The 15,967-nt window shown below is 56.1% G+C and carries 24 protein-coding genes and 2 pseudogenes; 16 read left to right on the top strand and 10 right to left on the bottom strand.

All coding sequences use genetic code 11. The features are described 5' to 3' along the window. Positions 1–2: 2 nt before the first annotated feature. The 5 genes from ACZ1G5_RS12735 to ACZ1G5_RS12715 form a co-directional block, all read right to left on the bottom strand. Positions 3–548, bottom strand: a complete 546-nt coding sequence (locus tag ACZ1G5_RS12735; protein ID WP_472733196.1) for a F0F1 ATP synthase subunit B' — start codon at positions 546–548, stop codon at positions 3–5. A gap of 80 nt (positions 549–628) precedes the next feature. After that, on the bottom strand, positions 629–853 hold the full coding sequence (locus ACZ1G5_RS12730) for a F0F1 ATP synthase subunit C (RefSeq protein ID WP_472734329.1): 225 nt from the start codon (positions 851–853) through the stop codon (positions 629–631). 65 nt (positions 854–918) lie between these two features. Continuing rightward, positions 919–1,665, bottom strand: coding sequence for a F0F1 ATP synthase subunit A (locus ACZ1G5_RS12725; protein WP_472733195.1), 747 nt, complete (start codon positions 1,663–1,665; stop codon positions 919–921). Then, on the bottom strand, positions 1,658–1,990 hold the full coding sequence (locus tag ACZ1G5_RS12720) for an AtpZ/AtpI family protein (protein ID WP_472733194.1): 333 nt from the start codon (positions 1,988–1,990) through the stop codon (positions 1,658–1,660). The genes ACZ1G5_RS12725 and ACZ1G5_RS12720 overlap by 8 nt, the downstream gene beginning before the upstream one ends. 179 nt (positions 1,991–2,169) lie before the next feature. After that, positions 2,170–3,051 carry a LysR family transcriptional regulator gene (locus ACZ1G5_RS12715; protein WP_472733193.1) on the bottom strand — a complete coding sequence of 294 codons (882 nt, stop codon included), beginning with the start codon at positions 3,049–3,051 and terminating at the stop codon, positions 2,170–2,172. Between the two features lie 338 nt (positions 3,052–3,389). On the opposite strand from ACZ1G5_RS12715, the gene ACZ1G5_RS12710 reads away from it, so the two are divergent. Then, complete coding sequence (locus ACZ1G5_RS12710; RefSeq protein WP_472733192.1) at positions 3,390–3,713, top strand: ArsR/SmtB family transcription factor; 324 nt, start codon at positions 3,390–3,392, stop codon at positions 3,711–3,713. A 23-nt stretch (positions 3,714–3,736) separates the two neighbouring features. Here the strand turns inward: ACZ1G5_RS12710 and ACZ1G5_RS12705 are convergent. Both ACZ1G5_RS12705 and ACZ1G5_RS12700 read right to left on the bottom strand, forming a co-directional pair. After that, positions 3,737–4,614 (bottom strand): annotated as a pseudogene (locus tag ACZ1G5_RS12705) (DMT family transporter). Then, the gene (locus tag ACZ1G5_RS12700) at positions 4,614–5,492 is read right to left on the bottom strand and encodes a LysR family transcriptional regulator (protein WP_472733191.1); all 879 of its coding nucleotides are present in this window, start codon (positions 5,490–5,492) and stop codon (positions 4,614–4,616) included. Before ACZ1G5_RS12700 ends, ACZ1G5_RS12705 begins: the two are co-directional and overlap by 1 nt. Before the next feature lie 103 nt (positions 5,493–5,595). Between ACZ1G5_RS12700 and ACZ1G5_RS12695 the strand changes: the two genes are divergently transcribed. Then, complete coding sequence (locus ACZ1G5_RS12695; RefSeq protein ID WP_472733190.1) at positions 5,596–6,132, top strand: FMN-dependent NADH-azoreductase; 537 nt, start codon at positions 5,596–5,598, stop codon at positions 6,130–6,132. Positions 6,133–6,183: 51 nt separating this feature from the next. Here ACZ1G5_RS12695 and ACZ1G5_RS12690 read toward each other — a convergent pair whose 3' ends face one another. Further along, positions 6,184–6,834 (bottom strand): calcium-binding protein, encoded by a 651-nt coding sequence (locus tag ACZ1G5_RS12690; protein ID WP_472733189.1) that lies wholly within the window; start codon positions 6,832–6,834, stop codon positions 6,184–6,186. Positions 6,835–6,898: 64 nt separating this feature from the next. Then, the gene (locus ACZ1G5_RS12685; RefSeq protein ID WP_472733188.1) at positions 6,899–7,066 is read right to left on the bottom strand and encodes a hypothetical protein; all 168 of its coding nucleotides are present in this window, start codon (positions 7,064–7,066) and stop codon (positions 6,899–6,901) included. Positions 7,067–7,157: 91 nt separating this feature from the next. On the opposite strand from ACZ1G5_RS12685, the gene ACZ1G5_RS12680 reads away from it, so the two are divergent. The 14 genes and pseudogenes from ACZ1G5_RS12680 to rpmE all read left to right on the top strand — a co-directional run bounded on the left by ACZ1G5_RS12680 (position 7,158) and on the right by rpmE (position 15,221). Further along, positions 7,158–7,517, top strand: a complete 360-nt coding sequence (locus ACZ1G5_RS12680) for a hypothetical protein (protein WP_472733187.1) — start codon at positions 7,158–7,160, stop codon at positions 7,515–7,517. Between the two features lie 24 nt (positions 7,518–7,541). Then, positions 7,542–8,042 (top strand): hypothetical protein, encoded by a 501-nt coding sequence (locus ACZ1G5_RS12675; RefSeq protein ID WP_472733186.1) that lies wholly within the window; start codon positions 7,542–7,544, stop codon positions 8,040–8,042. Between the two features lie 155 nt (positions 8,043–8,197). Then, positions 8,198–9,696, top strand: a pseudogene (gene ffh, locus ACZ1G5_RS12670) (signal recognition particle protein). Positions 9,697–9,792: 96 nt separating this feature from the next. Then, positions 9,793–10,341 carry a GNAT family N-acetyltransferase gene (locus ACZ1G5_RS12665; protein ID WP_472733185.1) on the top strand — a complete coding sequence of 183 codons (549 nt, stop codon included), beginning with the start codon at positions 9,793–9,795 and terminating at the stop codon, positions 10,339–10,341. After that, a complete protein-coding gene (locus ACZ1G5_RS12660; RefSeq protein WP_472733184.1) occupies positions 10,338–10,853 on the top strand; it encodes a GNAT family N-acetyltransferase in 516 nt (171 codons plus the stop codon). Before ACZ1G5_RS12665 ends, ACZ1G5_RS12660 begins: the two co-directional genes overlap by 4 nt. After that, a complete protein-coding gene (locus tag ACZ1G5_RS12655) occupies positions 10,850–11,146 on the top strand; it encodes a chorismate mutase (RefSeq protein ID WP_472733183.1) in 297 nt (98 codons plus the stop codon). Before ACZ1G5_RS12660 ends, ACZ1G5_RS12655 begins: the two co-directional genes overlap by 4 nt. Before the next feature lie 49 nt (positions 11,147–11,195). Further along, positions 11,196–11,630, top strand: a complete 435-nt coding sequence (rpsP, locus tag ACZ1G5_RS12650; protein ID WP_472733182.1) for a 30S ribosomal protein S16 — start codon at positions 11,196–11,198, stop codon at positions 11,628–11,630. A gap of 63 nt (positions 11,631–11,693) precedes the next feature. Further along, positions 11,694–11,843, top strand: a complete 150-nt coding sequence (locus tag ACZ1G5_RS12645; protein ID WP_472733181.1) for a hypothetical protein — start codon at positions 11,694–11,696, stop codon at positions 11,841–11,843. After that, positions 11,840–12,358: a ribosome maturation factor RimM gene (gene rimM, locus ACZ1G5_RS12640; protein ID WP_472733180.1), complete on the top strand. Its 519-nt coding sequence runs from the start codon at positions 11,840–11,842 to the stop codon at positions 12,356–12,358. The genes ACZ1G5_RS12645 and rimM overlap by 4 nt, the downstream gene beginning before the upstream one ends. Beyond that, complete coding sequence (locus ACZ1G5_RS12635) at positions 12,345–13,145, top strand: hypothetical protein (RefSeq protein WP_472733179.1); 801 nt, start codon at positions 12,345–12,347, stop codon at positions 13,143–13,145. The genes rimM and ACZ1G5_RS12635 overlap by 14 nt, the downstream gene beginning before the upstream one ends. Next, positions 13,142–13,930: a tRNA (guanosine(37)-N1)-methyltransferase TrmD gene (gene trmD, locus ACZ1G5_RS12630; RefSeq protein ID WP_472733178.1), complete on the top strand. Its 789-nt coding sequence runs from the start codon at positions 13,142–13,144 to the stop codon at positions 13,928–13,930. Before ACZ1G5_RS12635 ends, trmD begins: the two co-directional genes overlap by 4 nt. A gap of 70 nt (positions 13,931–14,000) precedes the next feature. Further along, positions 14,001–14,348, top strand: coding sequence for an antibiotic biosynthesis monooxygenase family protein (locus ACZ1G5_RS12625; RefSeq protein WP_472733177.1), 348 nt, complete (start codon positions 14,001–14,003; stop codon positions 14,346–14,348). Positions 14,349–14,603: 255 nt separating this feature from the next. Beyond that, positions 14,604–14,987 (top strand): 50S ribosomal protein L19, encoded by a 384-nt coding sequence (gene rplS, locus ACZ1G5_RS12620; RefSeq protein WP_472733176.1) that lies wholly within the window; start codon positions 14,604–14,606, stop codon positions 14,985–14,987. A gap of 12 nt (positions 14,988–14,999) precedes the next feature. Then, entirely contained in the window at positions 15,000–15,221 is a 222-nt protein-coding gene (gene rpmE / locus ACZ1G5_RS12615; RefSeq protein WP_472733175.1) for a 50S ribosomal protein L31, read from the top strand. 124 nt (positions 15,222–15,345) lie between these two features. Here rpmE and ACZ1G5_RS12610 read toward each other — a convergent pair whose 3' ends face one another. Continuing rightward, on the bottom strand, positions 15,346–15,957 hold the full coding sequence (locus ACZ1G5_RS12610; protein WP_472733174.1) for a hypothetical protein: 612 nt from the start codon (positions 15,955–15,957) through the stop codon (positions 15,346–15,348). Between the last annotated feature and the right edge of the window lie 10 nt (positions 15,958–15,967).

Raw genomic sequence — 15,967 nt, 5'->3', positions numbered from 1 at the left:
TCTTATCCCTTCATCCGTGCGGTCACCGCAGCGGTGATTGTCTTTGCATCAGCGGTGCCGCCCATGGCCGCAACCAATTCCTTGGCTGTATCCTTGGCGACTGCTGTTACGCTTTTGACTGCACCAGCGCGAATTTCGCCAATGGCTGCTTCGCTTTCGGCGGTCTTGGCAGCGATTTGTGCGTCAGCTTTCTGAAGCTCGACATCCAACTCCGCCTGAATTTCTGCTTTCGCTTCGGCCACGATCTTTTGAGCCTCGGCGCGGGCATCCACAAGAGCTTGGTCGTAGGCAGCTTCTGCTTCGGCCGCCTTGTTCTTGAGCTCTTCGGCTGCAGCAATATCGTTCGTGATCGTGCCAGAGCGCTCTGCAAGAACCGCACCAATGCGGGGCAGCGCGATGCGGGACATCACAAAATAAATAGCGATCAGCGTGACCAGCAGCCAGAAAATCTGGTTGGGCATCCAATCGGCGCAAAGCTGCGGCATGCCAAGGGCGGAACCTCCTGCATCAACGCATACTCCTGCGGCGTCTGTTGTTTCTGTTGCCATGATGGCCCCCGAATACCTTGAGTGTTTACCCGGTGGTCGCGGTCACGCGACCACCAAGCCGTAAGGATATGGGTGTGTTCTTAAACAGCGAACATCAGCAGAAGCGACACGAGGAACGCAAAGATCCCCAAAGCTTCGGCAAATGCCAGACCGATGAACAATGTTGCTGTTTGACCAGCAGCAGCAGATGGGTTGCGCAATGCGCCTGCCAGATAGTTACCTGCAACTGTACCAACACCGATTGCGGCAGCGCCACAACCGATAGCTGCGAGACCTGCGCCGATGTGTGCGAGTTGACCTTCGATTGCCATTGTATTTTCTCCTTACGAATGGACGATAATTATAGAGTGCGCAGTGACGCGCACCGCCGTTAGTGTGCGGGGTGAAGCGCGTCTTTCAGATAAACGCACGTCAGAATTGTGAAAACATAGGCCTGAATGCCGCAGACCAAAATCTCAAGACCGTAGATCGCGACGATGCCAAAAATGGCAACCGGGCTGACCAGTGTGAGGGCCGCAAAGCCAGCAAACACTTTCAGCACTGCGTGACCGGCCATGATGTTACCAGCCAAGCGAATGGAGTGGCTGACGGGACGAACGAAATAAGAGATGACTTCGATTACCGCGATGATTGGGCGCAGGATCGCCGGGGCGTCGGACATCCAGAACAAGCCAAGGAATGCAGGACCATTCTTAACGAAGCCCAAAATGGTAACCGCAAAAAACACACCGAAACCAAGGATCGCAGTGACCGCGATCATGGAGGTTGGCGAATAGGACATCGGGATCAAGGCGAGGTAGTTCGAGAACAGGATGAACAGGAACAGCGTCATTATGTAGGGAAAGTATTTCACCCCATCCTTGCCGCAGACATCCTCAACCATCTTATAAATAAAGCCGTAAATCAGCTCACCTATCGACTGCAAACGTGTGGGGATCACAGCGCGACCACGGCTGCCCAATACGAAAACCGCAACAATCGCGAGCAAGGCAAAAGCCATCCACAACGTCAGGTTTGTTGGCGTGTACCAGTGAACAGGACCATCGCCAAAAAGCGGCTTGACGATAAACTGATCCAGCGGATGGAAAACAAGACCACCTTCTTTTTCTTCAGCCACGCGCGTCACCCTCTTCTTTTGCAGCCTCAAGCTGCTTGCGTTGGACCTCTTTGGCGGATCGCATCATGGTCAGAACACCCGCCGCGAGGCCAAAGAATATAAACAGCACCAAGAAAATCGGGGTTGTGCCCAAAAGGGTATCGATCCCGTATCCGATGCCAAAGCCGATCCCAAGACCGGCAACAAGCTCTATCACCATTCGCCAGGCAAGCTGCGCCTGAGAATAATGTTCCTCCGAGTGGTGCTTCACCTCTGCCGGTTCTTTGAGCGCCGCAATTTTCGCCTCAAGTGCCTTCAGGCGGTCAGCGTCATGCGGTTCAGACATTGGTTCAATCCCCTCGAAAGGTTAGCGATGGTCTATGATCTGGGCATATCAGAGTCAATAGAACGTATTGCCTCAGTTATTTCAATCTTTTCAATGGGTTGACGTTGATAACACGACAGAAATTCATACCGTTTACCACCCGAAACACCAATCCCGACATTCAACCAAACGGTTGACTATCATATGGCAGAGCGTAGCACGGCACTCTCATCCAACAGCCAGTCGTGAAATCGGCGCACGGCTATACGTCGGGTCACACCTTCGCCGACAACAAGGTGATAGCTGCCCATGCGAATACTGATATCCGAACACTGAACCAACCGACCGGACCGCGCATCCACGTCTGCGATATCTGCGCCTGTCAGCAAAACTCCCTGCCCCAAAAGTGCGGCCTGATAAGATAACCGCGCGCGCAAACGCCAACCACCGGTTCCAGCAGGTGGTGCGCAACCAGCCGCTTCGGCCCAAAGGACCCACGTATCCTCACGCCGGTCCCGCAACAGCGGCAGCGCCAGCAATTCCTTTGATGACGGGGATTGCGACACCAAAGTGGGGCTCGCAAAGGGATACAAGGGCGCATTGCTCAGCAAGGCGGCGTCTTGGTCCTTTGGTCCTGCATGAAAAAAGCGGATGGCGAGGTCCACCTGATAGCGTGCGACGTCAGCCAACTCAGGATTAGCATCAAGCCGTATGTCAATGTCGGGAAACAAGCGCTTGAATTCCGGCAGCCGCGGCAACAACCAATTCGTTGCGAAAAGCGGCTCTGCATCAATTGTCACCTGCCCTGCGGGGCGTTGGTCAAACACCTCGGACGCTTGGGTGATCCGGTCAAACGCGGGTGTCAGTTCAGCAAGATAGCGTGTGCCTGCCTTTGTCAGCGCCACGCCCCGCGGCAAATCACGGAACAATTGCGCGCCCAGTCGGTCCTCCAACCCGCGTACATGTCGGCTGACAGCAGAATGGCTCACGCCCAGTTCATCGGCTGCGCGACTAAAGCTTCCATGCCGCCCAGCAGCTTCGAACGCACGCAGAGCATTGAGGGGAGGAAGTGAACGCGCCATCACGTAAGCGTGCCTTTTTCGCACATGTCATGTCAAGAAATTGGCTTTGATATTGCACCGACGGTCCCGCATCCTGATCTCACACACCCCTACTCAGGTTAGGAAAACCTATGGAAATAGTGACTGCTCTGGCAGGCATGTGGATCCGTTTGGCCAAGTTACTTCGCCAAGACCGCACCAAAATGCCCAAGTCTTTAAGTAACCATGCGGCACGTGATATTGGCCTGACCAAAGCCGAACTTGAGCGGCATCGCTTTGTCTGGCCATCTGAATCGAATGATCGCCCGTTGCTATGAAAAGCTGGCCTGCGCGTGCATTGGTTGCTAGGACTTGGCGCCATGACCCAACCGCTCGACACGATATTTGCGGCCCTTGCCGATCCGACGCGCCGCGCAATTCTCGCAATGCTGTTAGAGGATGATATGGCAGTCACGGATGTGGCCGAACCCTTTGAGACATCACTGGCGGCAATTTCAAAACATCTGACCGTACTCACCACCGCAGGTTTGGTCTCTCAGGAAAAACGTGGGCGGGTAAAATGGTGCAAACTGGAACCAGATGCTTTGCGCGAAGCCTCGGTCTGGATGCAGGCATTTGGCCAGATGGAAGCGATTGATCTGGACGCCTTTGAAAGCTTCTTGTCACAGGAGTTGGACAGGTAAGGTGGATCATGATCCACCTTACCTCACTCCTCGCGCAGCAACAAAACCAACGCGATGATTGTGAACAAAAGCCCCGCCAACACCGGCGCCGGCGGCGGCCCACCCCCAAAGCCAGTTCCCAAACGATCACCCATGATGGTGTCAGATAGGTATAGGCCATGACCTTGGAACTGGGCAGGTGCAAGGTCGCAAACTGCAGCAAAACAAACGTCGCCGCACTGGCAAAGACGGCCGTATAGACAATTGTAATCCAAACGATCGCCGGCAGGGCCGCCCAATCGGTCGCAACAATCGCAGACCACCCCCAAAGCGTCAGCATCAGCGACCCTGCCAGCAGTACACCAAACGAGAAGATCACAGCCGTTTCGCCGCGGTTCAACTTGCGCACCAACGGCGTATAGACCGCATGGGCCATACAGCCCCAGAAATAGATCATCTCACCCGGTCCAACCTCGAACCGGGCAATGGCCGCGACATCCGCGCGAAAGATCACCCAGATCGCGCCCAGCGCGCCGATCAGCAATGCGACCGCCATGCGCGGGGTCAGGATTTGACGCAGCAACAGCCAACCAAAGCCTGCCGTCAGAATGGGGGTCAGTGTGAACACCGCAGCGGCACTGACCGGCGGCGCAGTCTTCAGCCCCTCGAACATCAAGACGAAATAGGTCGCAAAAAACGCAGCCAGCACAACATAGCGCCATGGTGCGTTGGCTGCGGCACGCGGTACGCCCCCCTGGACCAGCACCACCGTTCCAATAATGACGGTCGCGATCCAAAAGCGCACAGCATTTAGTGCGCTGGGGGCAATCTCATTGGCCGCCAGCGATCCCAAAGCAAACGATCCCGCCACCAAAAGCGAAAATAAGAGCATCGCCAGATGCCCGGCACGTGCCGCAGGCATCAGACCTCCAGCGTTTTGATGCGGTCTTTGAGGAACCGTAGGAAAGACTGCACCTTGGTCGTGCGATGCAGGTCAACATGGGTCACAATCCAAAGCGGTGCAGCCCATTCTTCGCGACGTGGAATGACTTCTGTCAACTCTGGATGGATGGCCAGTTCCTGCGCCAACACAAATCCGATACCCGCCCCAGCAACGATTGCATCCTGCATATTCCGGTTCTCGGTGGCGCGGTAGATGAACCGGTCATCGGTCACCATTTCACGCAGCCAAGCAGCAAACGGTGCCCTGCTCTTTTCACTGTCATGTGCCACAAAGTAATGGTTCTTAAGATCGGTTTCGTCTTGGGGCAGCCCATGCCGAGCAATATATTTGTCCGAAGCAGCCAAAGCCATTTGTTGTTGCATGAAGGGCTGTACCACATTGTCGGGCTCTTCGGGCATTGAGCCTGCCCGGATCGCGACATGCGCCTCGCCGTACTCCAGTCGAAACACCCGGTCACCGGTCCGGTATCGAACGCGCACCTCCGGGTGCTCTGCCTGAAAATCGACCAATATAGGCGTCAACATACGCGAAGCCATCCCCAAGGACGTCACAACAAGATCGCCAGAGACACCCTCTCCCTGTCCCTTGATACGCCCAGCAAGCTGCGTGAACTGATCATCGGTGGCCTGGGCCACCTGCAACAGATCCTGCCCCGCTTCCGTCGCTGTGTAACCGCGCGCGTGGCGCTGGAAAAGTTTGACACCTAACCGCTGCTCAAGGGCATCAATGTGACGAATGACCGTCGCATGGTGCACCCCCAACTCTTCTGCCGCCCCACTTACGGTTCCCTTACGGGCAACCTGAAAGGCCGTCCTGATCTCATCCCAGTTATCCATTGACCACCCTGTGCGCTGGTAAACATATCCTGTTGAAATTCGGGTATTTCGTTCGTCAGCGCAAGGGAATAGTTCTGTTTCCGACCTGATAAGGAGCAAGCACATGACCACGGTTCTACACATCGACGCCTCTGGTACTTTGGATGGGTCGGTCAGTCGTGCAGCGACAGAAAAGCTGTTAGGGGACCTCTCACCTACAAAGACAATCACCCGCGATGTCGCGAAGACACCTTTGCCGCAAATCGACGCGGCGTGGATCACCACCCGTCTGATCCCGCAGTCCGACCTTTCCGACGCCGACCGCGCGGTGCTTGCATTATCTGATACGCTAATCGAAGAGCTAAAGGCAGCCGATGTGATCTTGATCGGAATGCCGATGTACAATTTTGGAATGCCGGCGGCCCTGAAAGCTTGGATCGATCTGATCGCGCGCCCTAAAGTGACATTCGCCTACACCGAAAACGGTCCAGTGGGACTATTCAAAGGGAAAAAGGCCGTGGTTGCGGTGGCATCGGGTGGCGTTCCCGTCGATAGCGCGGCGGATTTTGCGACACCACATCTGCGCCAAGTTCTACAATTCATTGGCGTCGAGGATATTACCGTCCATGTTGCCAAGGATGTTGTCGCAAGAACAGCATGAGGGTGGATGAGAGGTGCGCGAAACCGCGCACCTTTTTGTTGGCGAACCGCATCAGATCGAAAAGAAATCGTCCGCTGTCAGTGTCTCAACACCGGGTAACAGGATGGCCATATCTGCAATCTGATCATTGTCCATGTCAAACTCCAGCCGCCCGTCAACGAACCGCGCCTCAGTCACAGAGTCATCTGTCGTTGAAAAGTCTTCTTCGCCAATGAACAAGACACTGGCCTGTTCGCCACCGAAATCGAAAACATCCTGACCACTTTGAAAGTTAAAGATGGTATCGGGCGCATCAGGCACGCTTTGTTCCAAAAACTGCGTGTAGACATAGGTTTCCGCGGTGCGGTCAGACCCGATCATCGTGTCGCTACCAGCGCTGCCCAGAAGCGTCACGGCTTCCGCGACACCGGTCGATATCAACACGTCATCGCCACCGTCACCATTCATGACAAGGCCGCCAATCAGCACATCGTTGCCGTCACCACCCGTGATAACATCTTTACCGGTTGGATCCCAAATAATGTCGTCGCCGTCGTCGCCCAAGATCCGATCGCGCCCGGCACCACCCGTGATCAAGTCATCGCCAGCACCGCCGCGAATATTGTCGTCACCGGCAAGCCCGCGGATCACATCGTTATCTTCTGTTCCTTCAAGGGTATCAGCATCTTCGGTGCCGATAATTCTGTTGATTATTGGTGTCATTGAATGCACTCCTTTTTGGGGACGTTAACTGTCCAAACCGCAATTCAGGTGCGAACAGGGTGTCTTACATGATCGGGCAGGATTGCCCGCCATGTGCGTGGGTTAGAGCAAGACCAAAGGGACGGCTGACAGGCAAAAAATTCGTTGTAGGGTCATTGAGCAATGCACTGCCGAAGGGCAGTTGATTGTCGCCAAAAAGCAGGGCGAGAACGCGCTGGTCGATGGTTGTCACACGGTCGTGATCTTGTAATGCGCCCGTCTGATCCAGCGCCCGCAATCAAGTGACGATTGGACATTGCAACCACAGCACTAGGTCAGATGTCATGAAAAGTAATCTCAACCTCATGATTGCCCTGCGCGCCGCCCTCACGCTGGCCTTTCTCTATTTCGGCCTGCGCAAGCTGGGCAGTTTCAGCACCGACGTGGCCATCTACGAGGCCATCGGCTTTGGCCAATTCCCCCGCTACATCACCGGATCAATCGAGGTCATTGGCGCAGCCCTCCTATGGCGGCGCGGGCTGGAAGGTATCGCAGGGCTGTTGCTGCTGGCGACGATGATTGTGGGGCTGAACGCCCTCCTGATCTGGGTCGGCCCACCTTACTGGCATATGTTGCTGTTGATGGTCGGGACCGGCACGGTGGCCTACGCGTATCGCAACCAGACCATCGGGTTGATCCGCTAAGGTGTAGCGCCTAGGCTGCCCTCGATGAAGATTGTTCGTAACACTGACCAACAATTGATCCTCAGTTCCGTGCCATGGTTGCTCGGGATAGTGCTCTGCCTATTTGTACTTGGTAATATAGGCTTCGGTTTGAATGCTCTGTTGGCTGGCGACTGGTATCGTGCAGTCATCGTGCTAGGTCTCATGGTCCCGGTGGCGGTCTACTTTACCGTCTACCTTGTCCGTCGTGACGATCTCCTGCTAGATCGCGAACGCAACTTGGTGGAAGCACGGCATGCGACCTTTCTCAAACGGACCCGAGTGCAACACAAACTTGAGCACCTAAAGTGTGCGGAACTACAAAGTACCCCTAACGGAAAGGGCGATATGATCTATCGCATCGCGCTGGAGTTTGATGGCGGGATGGACGCTGGCACACATCCCGTGACAGAGGTTTATTCAGGCGGGCCAGGTGCTGAGCAAGGGGTAAAGGTCATCAACGACTGGCTCGCATGCAATATTGACTCGCGCGCAATCCGAGCGTAGACGCTCCTCAACACCCGGATAGCATCAGCTTTCCGGTCCCCAATCATAGGGGATCGCCCTCCGTCAGCGCGTCGCGCCCACGGGGGCGCTACTGCTTTTCGCTTCGCGTCCTTATATACGTGGGGCAACCGAAAAAATGACGAGGGCCTTGGCCAATGTTTGAAAATCTATCCGAACGCCTATCCGGTGTTTTTGACAAGCTGACCAAGCAAGGTGCGCTGACGGATGATGACGTCAAAACCGCATTGCGTGAAGTGCGGGTGGCATTGCTTGAGGCGGATGTCTCGCTGCCCGTCGCACGTGATTTCATCAAAGCGGTACAAGAAAAGGCAACCGGTCAGGCGGTCACCAAATCGATCACGCCCGGCCAACAGGTCGTCAAGATCGTCCATGATGAGCTCCAACATGTATTGACCGGCGACGCAGACCCCGGCGCGCTGAAGATCGACAACCCGCCAGCACCGATCCTGATGGTGGGTTTGCAGGGATCTGGTAAGACGACAACGACGGCCAAACTGGCCAAACGTCTGAAAGAAAAAGAGGGCAAGCGCGTGCTGATGGCCTCGCTTGATACCAACCGTCCCGCTGCGATGGAGCAATTGGCGATTTTGGGTGGACAGATTGGTGTAGACACGCTGCCGATTGTCAAAGGCGAAGACCCCGTTTCCATCGCCAAACGTGCCAAGACGCAAGCCAGCCTTGGCGGCTATGACGTCTATATGCTCGACACTGCGGGCCGGTTGCACATTGATCAGGAACTGATCGCGCAAGCGGCCGCCGTCCGTGACGTGGCCAACCCGCGCGAAACGCTGCTGGTCGTTGACGGGCTCACCGGCCAAGACGCGGTGAATGTCGCACAAGAATTCGACGACAAGATCGGCGTGACCGGCGTGGTCCTCACCCGGATGGACGGTGACGGGCGCGGTGGTGCGGCGCTGTCGATGCGCGCGATCACGGGCAAGCCAATCCGCTTTGTCGGTCTTGGCGAAAAGATGGACGCGATTGAAACGTTCGAGCCAGAACGCATCGCAGGGCGCATCCTCGGCATGGGCGATATCGTCGCGCTGGTCGAAAAGGCGCAGGAAACGATTGAGGCCGAACAAGCCGAAAAGATGATGAAGCGCTTCCAGAAGGGTCGCTTCAACATGAACGACCTCAAGATGCAGCTTGAGCAGATGATGAAAATGGGCGGCATGGAAGGCATGATGGGCATGATGCCCGGTGCGGCGAAGATGGGAAAACAGATGGCTGCGGCTGGCATGGATGACAGCATTCTGAAACGCCAGATTGCACTGATCAACTCAATGACAAAAAAAGAACGTGCCAACCCTGATCTGCTGGCGGCCTCCCGCAAGAAGCGGATCGCGAAAGGTGCCGGCCTCGAAGTGTCAGAACTGAACAAGCTGGTCAAACAGCACCGCCAGATGGCCGACATGATGAAGAAGATGGGCAAAGGCGGGATGCTGAAACAGGCCATGAAGGGCATGTTCGGCAAAGGCGGTCCTGACGGCGGCATGCCCGACGTGAATGACCCCAAGGCGATGGCGGAAGCGGCCAAAGCATTGCAAGGCAAGATGCCAACCGGCATGCCCGGTCTTGGCGGCGGCGGCATGCAACTGCCCCCGGGCTCTCTGGCTTTGGGAAAAAGAAATGACCCAAACCATGCCAGTCCCCCGTCTTTCTATGTCCAATCAAACTTCCGCCGGAGGCATCCTGCCCTCTGCGACCCAATGCGGATGCTGCATCTAAAATGACCCCGGCCCCCACCCTCATAACAGCGCGGCTTGTTCTGCGCGGCCCGCAAAAGCGGGACCTCGCGGCGTTCACCGCGTGGGTCACCGGCTCTGCGCGGATGGCGGCCGTGGGTGGGCCCGGTACAGAGCGTGATGCATGGCGCGGATTTATTGCCGGGATCGGACACTGGCAGTGGCACGGCTACGGGTTTTTCACAGTGACCGAACGAAAGACGGGCATTGCGACCGGTCGGGTCGGGATCATCAACCATATCGAATGGCCACAGCCAGAAATGGCGTGGCATATGTTTGATGGGTTCGAAGGGCGGTCCTATGCGTTTGAGGCGGCTTGCGCGGTACGCGAATGGGCGGGCCGGACGCTTGGACTTGAGCCGCTGATCTCGCTGATTTCGCCAAGCAACACCCGGTCTTTGGCACTGGCCACCCGTCTGGGCGCCGTGGAAGAGCGCCGCGATGTGGTGGACGGAGAAAACTGCATCGTCTTCCGGCACCTGCCCTTTGATGACAAGCGCGCGATGGCACAAGCGGCAGAGGCTATCGTATGATCCCAACATTGCACACAGACCGCCTCACATTGCGCCCCTATCGACGCGATGATTTCGATGCCTATGCTGCATTCATGGCCAGTGACCGTGCGATCCATATGGACGGACCGCTTGACCGCGATAAGGCATGGACGTGGTTTACCAACGACATCGCCACATGGGCGCTTTATGGCTTTGGCACGCTTGCGATTGAGATGGATGGGCAACGCGCCGGTGGCGTCGGTCTGGTGCATCCTCCGCATTTTCCCGAACCCGAGTGTGGCTGGTTTATCTATGACGGGTTTGAGGGCCGCGGCATCGCATCCGAGGCCGGGCGCGCGATACTTGATCATACATTCGCTACAACCAACCTACCCAGCATCGTCAGCTATATTGGGGAGCGTAATGCGGCCTCGATCGCTGTGGCGCAAAAGCTTGGGGCGGTTTTGGACCGGGACGCAAAAGCGCCCGAAGACGAAGGCACGCTTGTCTATCGCCACGCCAGAAATTCTGAACAAGGATTTGTCCAATGACAGACACCACAACCCGTGCCGCCGAGGTTCTGAAGGGCCACCGCGAGAGCATTGACCGGCTAGATGCTATCCTCGTCTATACACTGGGCGAGCGGTTCAAACACACGCAAGCCGTGGGCCGCCTGAAGGCGGAACATGACCTGCCCCCATCCGACCCCGCGCGTGAAGAAAGCCAGATCGCGCGGCTCACCGACCTTGCAAACCGGGCCGATCTGGACCCGGAATTTGCTAAGAAATTCCTCAATTTCATTATTGAGGAAGTCATCCAACACCACAAACAACACCAATCGTAAGGTGGATTATGATCCACCTTACAAGCATCATCTTTAAGGAGACTATCTGATGGCTATGAAAATCCGTTTGGCCCGTGGCGGCTCAAAGAAACGTCCATTTTACGCAATTGTGGCTGCTGACAGCCGCATGCCGCGCGATGGCCGCTTCATTGAAAAGCTGGGCACATATAACCCCATGCTACCCAAAGACAGCGAAGAGCGCGTGAAAATGAACATGGAGCGCGTGAAATACTGGTTGGGCGAAGGCGCACAGCCAACTGACCGCGTATCCCGCATGCTGGAAGCCGCAGGCGAGCTGCCCAAGAAAGACCGTAGCAATCCCAAGAAGGGTACACCTGGCAAGGCGGCGCAGGCGCGCGCAGAAGAGAAGGCAGCGAAGGTCGCCGCCGCGGAAGAAGCCGCAAAAGTACCGATCGAAGAAGCCCCTGCCGAAGAAACTGCGGCCGAAGAAGCACCAGCTGAAGAAGCAAAAGCAGAAGAGTAGGCCTTCAGTATGTTGCCCCGGTGATCACCGGGGCAACATTTCCATCACGCGAGGGCGCCATCCATGTTTCGCTTGCTGCGCACCATCATCCTTGTGATGTTCGCCTTTGTGGCAGGCATGCTGTTTGAACGGGAAGGCCGTCAGGAGACCTGCGAAAACGGCGGTGGATTGTGGGTAGAAAGCATCTGTGTCGGAATGGATTTAAGCAAATGACAGATCGGGTGATTGTTGGGGCCATCAGCGGCGCATTTGGTGTTCATGGCGAAGTGCGCCTGAAGTCCTATTGCGCAGATCCGCAAGCGATTGCTGACTATGTACCTTTGTACACTGACAACGGGCGCGCGTTCACGCAGATTGTGCTGACCGGTCAGCTGAAGAATGGCTTCACGGCCCGCGTTGACGGTGTCATTACAAAGGAAGACGCAGATGCCCTGCGCAATGTCGATCTCTATGCTGATCGTGATCTCATGCCGTCTTTGCCGGACGACGAATACTATCACGCCGATCTGATCGGGCTTTGCGTACTTGATACCGGGGGCGCAACCCTTGGAACGGTCAAGCATGTTATGGATCACGGTGCGGGTGATCTGTTAGAGGTTGTGGTGCCCGGCGCGCGCGACACTGTGTTATTACCATTTACTCACACCGCTGTTCCGACTGTTGATCTGGCCAGCGGCCGTATCATTGCCGATCCGCCAGAGGGGCTTTTCCCCGATGCAACAGGCTGAGGGCCGCCGCATTATTCTGCACCCCGGGTTTCACAAAACCGGTACATCGACTGTTCAGGCGACGCTGGCCGCAGGTCGCCAGACCCTCATGCCCTGGACCCAGATCCTGTTGAAAGAGGATTTGCCCGCTCTTTGTGACAATGCCCAGCGATATGCGCGCACTCCGTCTGGTGCGCATCTGGCGGAGTTGCGCAAAACGCTGGTGTCAGCGGTGGCATCATGGGACCCGTCAGATCCCCGGTCCATCATCATTAGTGCCGAAGATCTTTGCGGTGCCATCCCCGGTCGCGCAGGGCGCGTTGGCTATCCACATGCCACGGAGCTCATGCAGCTGCTCGCTGGAGCCTTGCTGCCGCTGGGCCCGGTTTACATCTATCTGTCCATCCGGGATCGAGACGGCTGGATGCGCAGTTGTTACGGCCATCACTTGCGCCATAGCAGCCTTGCGCTCGATCTTGACGAATATGTGGCCACGCAATCCATCGGCGCAGACCTGACCGGCATTGTGAGCGCGATCGCAGCGGCCTGTCCCAACGTCACCGTCAGCAGCATGAGGCTGGCAGAGAGTGCTGGTCAGCCACAAGGGCCGGCAACCCCGCTTTTGGATATGGCACTTATTCCAATGGCCGCGCGCGCGGCCCTGCACATTCCTCCACCAAAAAATGTGGCCTTGCCACCTCACATTCAGGCTGATCTTTTAGCCCTGAACAGAGCGCATAGCGACAAAGGCCCGCGGGACGCCGCCAAACAAAAGTTGCTGTCCGACCACAGAAAGACACGGCGATGAAATCAGCCTCTAAATCCCACGGCCGCATCGCCGTCCGCCCAACAGTGAAACCCCGCGCGTTGATGACGGATGCGCCCGACATCGCCGGCTGCTGGACAGCGCAGATCATCACGCTTTTCCCGCAGGCTTTCCCCGGGGTGCTGGGCGAAAGCCTGACGGGCAAAGCCTTGCAGGATGGACTGTGGCAATTACAGACCTACGACTTACGGCAATATGGAATTGGCAGACACCGCAATGTCGATGACACGCCTGCTGGCGGTGGTGCTGGCATGGTGCTGCGTGCTGATGTGCTGGAGAAGGCCATCACGGATGCGCGCCAAGGCACGAAGGGCGTCGCACCTCTCGTCTATCTTTCGCCGCGTGGCCGCCCGTTTGATCAGGCGATGGCCCGCGATTGGGCACGGATGGATGGGGTGACGATGCTTTGTGGCCGCTTTGAAGGTGTGGACGAACGCGTGCTGCACCACTTTGGCATTCAGGAAGTCAGCCTGGGGGATTTTGTCATGACGGGTGGCGAGATTGCCGCACAGGCGATGATTGATGCCACTGTCCGCTTGTTACCGGGCGTGCTGGGGAATGCAGAAAGCGCCGTTGAAGAGAGTTTCTCGAGCGGGCTCTTGGAGCATCCGCAGTTCACCAAACCCGCTGACTGGCAAGGACTTCCAATCCCTGAGGTGCTTTTGTGCGGCAACCACGCCAAGATAGCGGAATGGCGCCGTAAGATGTCAGAGAAGATCACGCAGGACCGCAGGCCTGATTTGTGGGACAGGTACCAGAAGAAATAGGGGCGCTGCCCCTCGGCTGCGCCTCACCCCGAAGTTTCATGGGACATAGAAAGATGATGGAGGTATCGTGATGCTAAGTGCGAGTTTCATATTTACAGAAACCGGTTTGGATGCAGAGTTCTTTCGTCTGGATGGGTTGATCGCTGAAGCGGCAGAGGCAACCCCGGGGTTTTTGGGCAAAGAGAATTGGGTCACGCCTGATGGAGCCAAGAAGAACTCAATCTACTATTGGCAGGATCAGGCAGCGTTGCGGGCGTTTTCGAGCCATCCGCTACACCTTGAGGCCAAGGCGCAGTATCAGAAATGGTACGGCGGATTTCATGTTGTGATCTCGGAAGTCGTGAAATCCTATGGCGATGGGACACTCGCCCATGTCACACCGAATAACCGCCACGTAAAGCGCCCTAAGACCCCTTGATCCATTGGGCCCAGCCGCTTATACGGCAGCATTCTCGGTCGGCTGTGCTGATTCCGGGTGTTGGTTTATGGAACCATTTGGATCATGAGAGCACCTTCGTTGGTGCACCCCTCACCAGACAGGCCGGACGATCACAAAAAAGAAACGATGACGCATCTCTGGCGGGCAGGCGACTAGACCCGGAAACGACACAGAGCTCTGGGCCACGCGAACAAACATTGCGGATAACCGCAAGCATCATAAGGAGCGTTTCAGATGGACCTGATCGCAGAACTCGAAGCGGAACAAGTCGCAGCCCTTGGCGCGAATATTCCTGACTTCAAAGCGGGTGACACCATCCGCGTCGGTTACAAAGTGACCGAAGGCACACGCAGCCGTGTGCAAAACTACGAAGGCGTGTGCATCGCCCGCAAGAACGGCAAAGGTATTGCCGGGTCTTTCACAGTGCGCAAGATTTCCTTTGGCGAAGGTGTGGAGCGTGTCTTCCCGCTGCATTCCACCAACATCGACAGCATCACGGTTGTACGCCGTGGTCGCGTGCGTCGCGCCAAGCTGTACTATCTGCGTTCGCGTCGCGGTAAATCCGCACGTATCGCAGAGGTCACCAACTACAAAGCGCCCAAGGGCGCACAAGCATAAGGATCGTTGCTCATGAAAAAAGATACGCATCCCGACTACCACATCATCGACGTCAAAATGACCGATGGCACAGTGGTGCAGATGAAATCCACATGGGGCAAGGAAGGCGACGTGATGTCGTTGGATATTGATCCATCCGTGCACCCTGCATGGAACGGTGGCTCCACTCGCTTGATGGACGCCGGTGGCCGTGTGTCCAAGTTCAAGAACAAATACGCTGGTCTTGGTTTTTAAGAGCCGCGTGGGTTTCACCTATGACATTTGGAAACGCCGCTCCTATTTGGGGCGGCGTTTTTCTTTTGAGATGTCTGGTTGGCGGAACGAAGTTGCCATTTGTAGAAATTGCGGAAATGTCTTCTTAAGCGCAGCGCTGAGGCATTTGGCCGTTGTCTTTTACAAAATCGAATAGCAGCTGATCACCATATATCCGGTCCGTCACAATAATCTGGTCAATTATCAGGCCGAACCTGTTTCCTTGTCCCGAAATTTCGATCTGAGAACCCATTGCGACGCAATTGAGCACATTACTCAATGGCATGGGTAGGCGGTGACCGTATGCAAGACGCCATCCGTCGACAGTACGACGCGACGAATAACTTGATGCGATTACGCTGGTTATTGTTTGAGGTTCGCGGGCATCATGGACGAGAATCTGCGCGCCAAAAGAAACGAAAGTGCGTGACGTCGCATAGCTGCTCATTACTATAGCAAGAGTCGTCAGCAAAATAACTTTGAACAGGCTTGGCTTTTTATAATTAGCGACAAGTCCCATTTGAATCCGCTTTGCGAGTAGGCCTACGAACGCCGCGCCTAAAACACCGCCGGCTAATGCGCTCGGCAGTCGCACCATCTCCACCAAAACTGGTGTGGGGAGAAGCCTAGGGCTGGGACCCAAATAAAAACCAATCAATATAGAAAACAAAATCAAACCAACAGTACAAGCCGCCAAATTAACTACACGAACACTCACTAGCCACCTG

The organism is Yoonia sp. JB2-21 (genome assembly GCF_055693545.1).
Note: the sequence above shows the minus strand (reverse complement) of the source record. Positions and strands in the feature narration are given on the sequence as shown.

Excerpts from the sequence above, each read along its gene's own strand:
- ACZ1G5_RS12735 (WP_472733196.1), bottom strand. The coding sequence starts at position 548 with ATGGCAACAGAAACAACAGACGCCGCAGGAGTATGCGTTGATGCAGGA.
- ACZ1G5_RS12720 (WP_472733194.1), bottom strand. The coding sequence starts at position 1,990 with ATGTCTGAACCGCATGACGCTGACCGCCTGAAGGCACTTGAGGCGAAA.
- ACZ1G5_RS12715 (WP_472733193.1), bottom strand. The coding sequence starts at position 3,051 with ATGGCGCGTTCACTTCCTCCCCTCAATGCTCTGCGTGCGTTCGAAGCT.
- ACZ1G5_RS12710 (WP_472733192.1), top strand. The coding sequence starts at position 3,390 with ATGACCCAACCGCTCGACACGATATTTGCGGCCCTTGCCGATCCGACG.
- ACZ1G5_RS12700 (WP_472733191.1), bottom strand. The coding sequence starts at position 5,492 with ATGGATAACTGGGATGAGATCAGGACGGCCTTTCAGGTTGCCCGTAAG.
- ACZ1G5_RS12695 (WP_472733190.1), top strand. The coding sequence starts at position 5,596 with ATGACCACGGTTCTACACATCGACGCCTCTGGTACTTTGGATGGGTCG.
- ACZ1G5_RS12690 (WP_472733189.1), bottom strand. The coding sequence starts at position 6,834 with ATGACACCAATAATCAACAGAATTATCGGCACCGAAGATGCTGATACC.
- ACZ1G5_RS12680 (WP_472733187.1), top strand. The coding sequence starts at position 7,158 with ATGAAAAGTAATCTCAACCTCATGATTGCCCTGCGCGCCGCCCTCACG.
- ACZ1G5_RS12675 (WP_472733186.1), top strand. The coding sequence starts at position 7,542 with ATGAAGATTGTTCGTAACACTGACCAACAATTGATCCTCAGTTCCGTG.
- ACZ1G5_RS12665 (WP_472733185.1), top strand. The coding sequence starts at position 9,793 with ATGACCCCGGCCCCCACCCTCATAACAGCGCGGCTTGTTCTGCGCGGC.
- ACZ1G5_RS12660 (WP_472733184.1), top strand. The coding sequence starts at position 10,338 with ATGATCCCAACATTGCACACAGACCGCCTCACATTGCGCCCCTATCGA.
- ACZ1G5_RS12655 (WP_472733183.1), top strand. The coding sequence starts at position 10,850 with ATGACAGACACCACAACCCGTGCCGCCGAGGTTCTGAAGGGCCACCGC.
- rpsP (WP_472733182.1), top strand. The coding sequence starts at position 11,196 with ATGGCTATGAAAATCCGTTTGGCCCGTGGCGGCTCAAAGAAACGTCCA.
- ACZ1G5_RS12645 (WP_472733181.1), top strand. The coding sequence starts at position 11,694 with ATGTTTCGCTTGCTGCGCACCATCATCCTTGTGATGTTCGCCTTTGTG.
- rimM (WP_472733180.1), top strand. The coding sequence starts at position 11,840 with ATGACAGATCGGGTGATTGTTGGGGCCATCAGCGGCGCATTTGGTGTT.
- ACZ1G5_RS12635 (WP_472733179.1), top strand. The coding sequence starts at position 12,345 with ATGCAACAGGCTGAGGGCCGCCGCATTATTCTGCACCCCGGGTTTCAC.
- trmD (WP_472733178.1), top strand. The coding sequence starts at position 13,142 with ATGAAATCAGCCTCTAAATCCCACGGCCGCATCGCCGTCCGCCCAACA.
- ACZ1G5_RS12625 (WP_472733177.1), top strand. The coding sequence starts at position 14,001 with ATGCTAAGTGCGAGTTTCATATTTACAGAAACCGGTTTGGATGCAGAG.
- rplS (WP_472733176.1), top strand. The coding sequence starts at position 14,604 with ATGGACCTGATCGCAGAACTCGAAGCGGAACAAGTCGCAGCCCTTGGC.
- rpmE (WP_472733175.1), top strand. The coding sequence starts at position 15,000 with ATGAAAAAAGATACGCATCCCGACTACCACATCATCGACGTCAAAATG.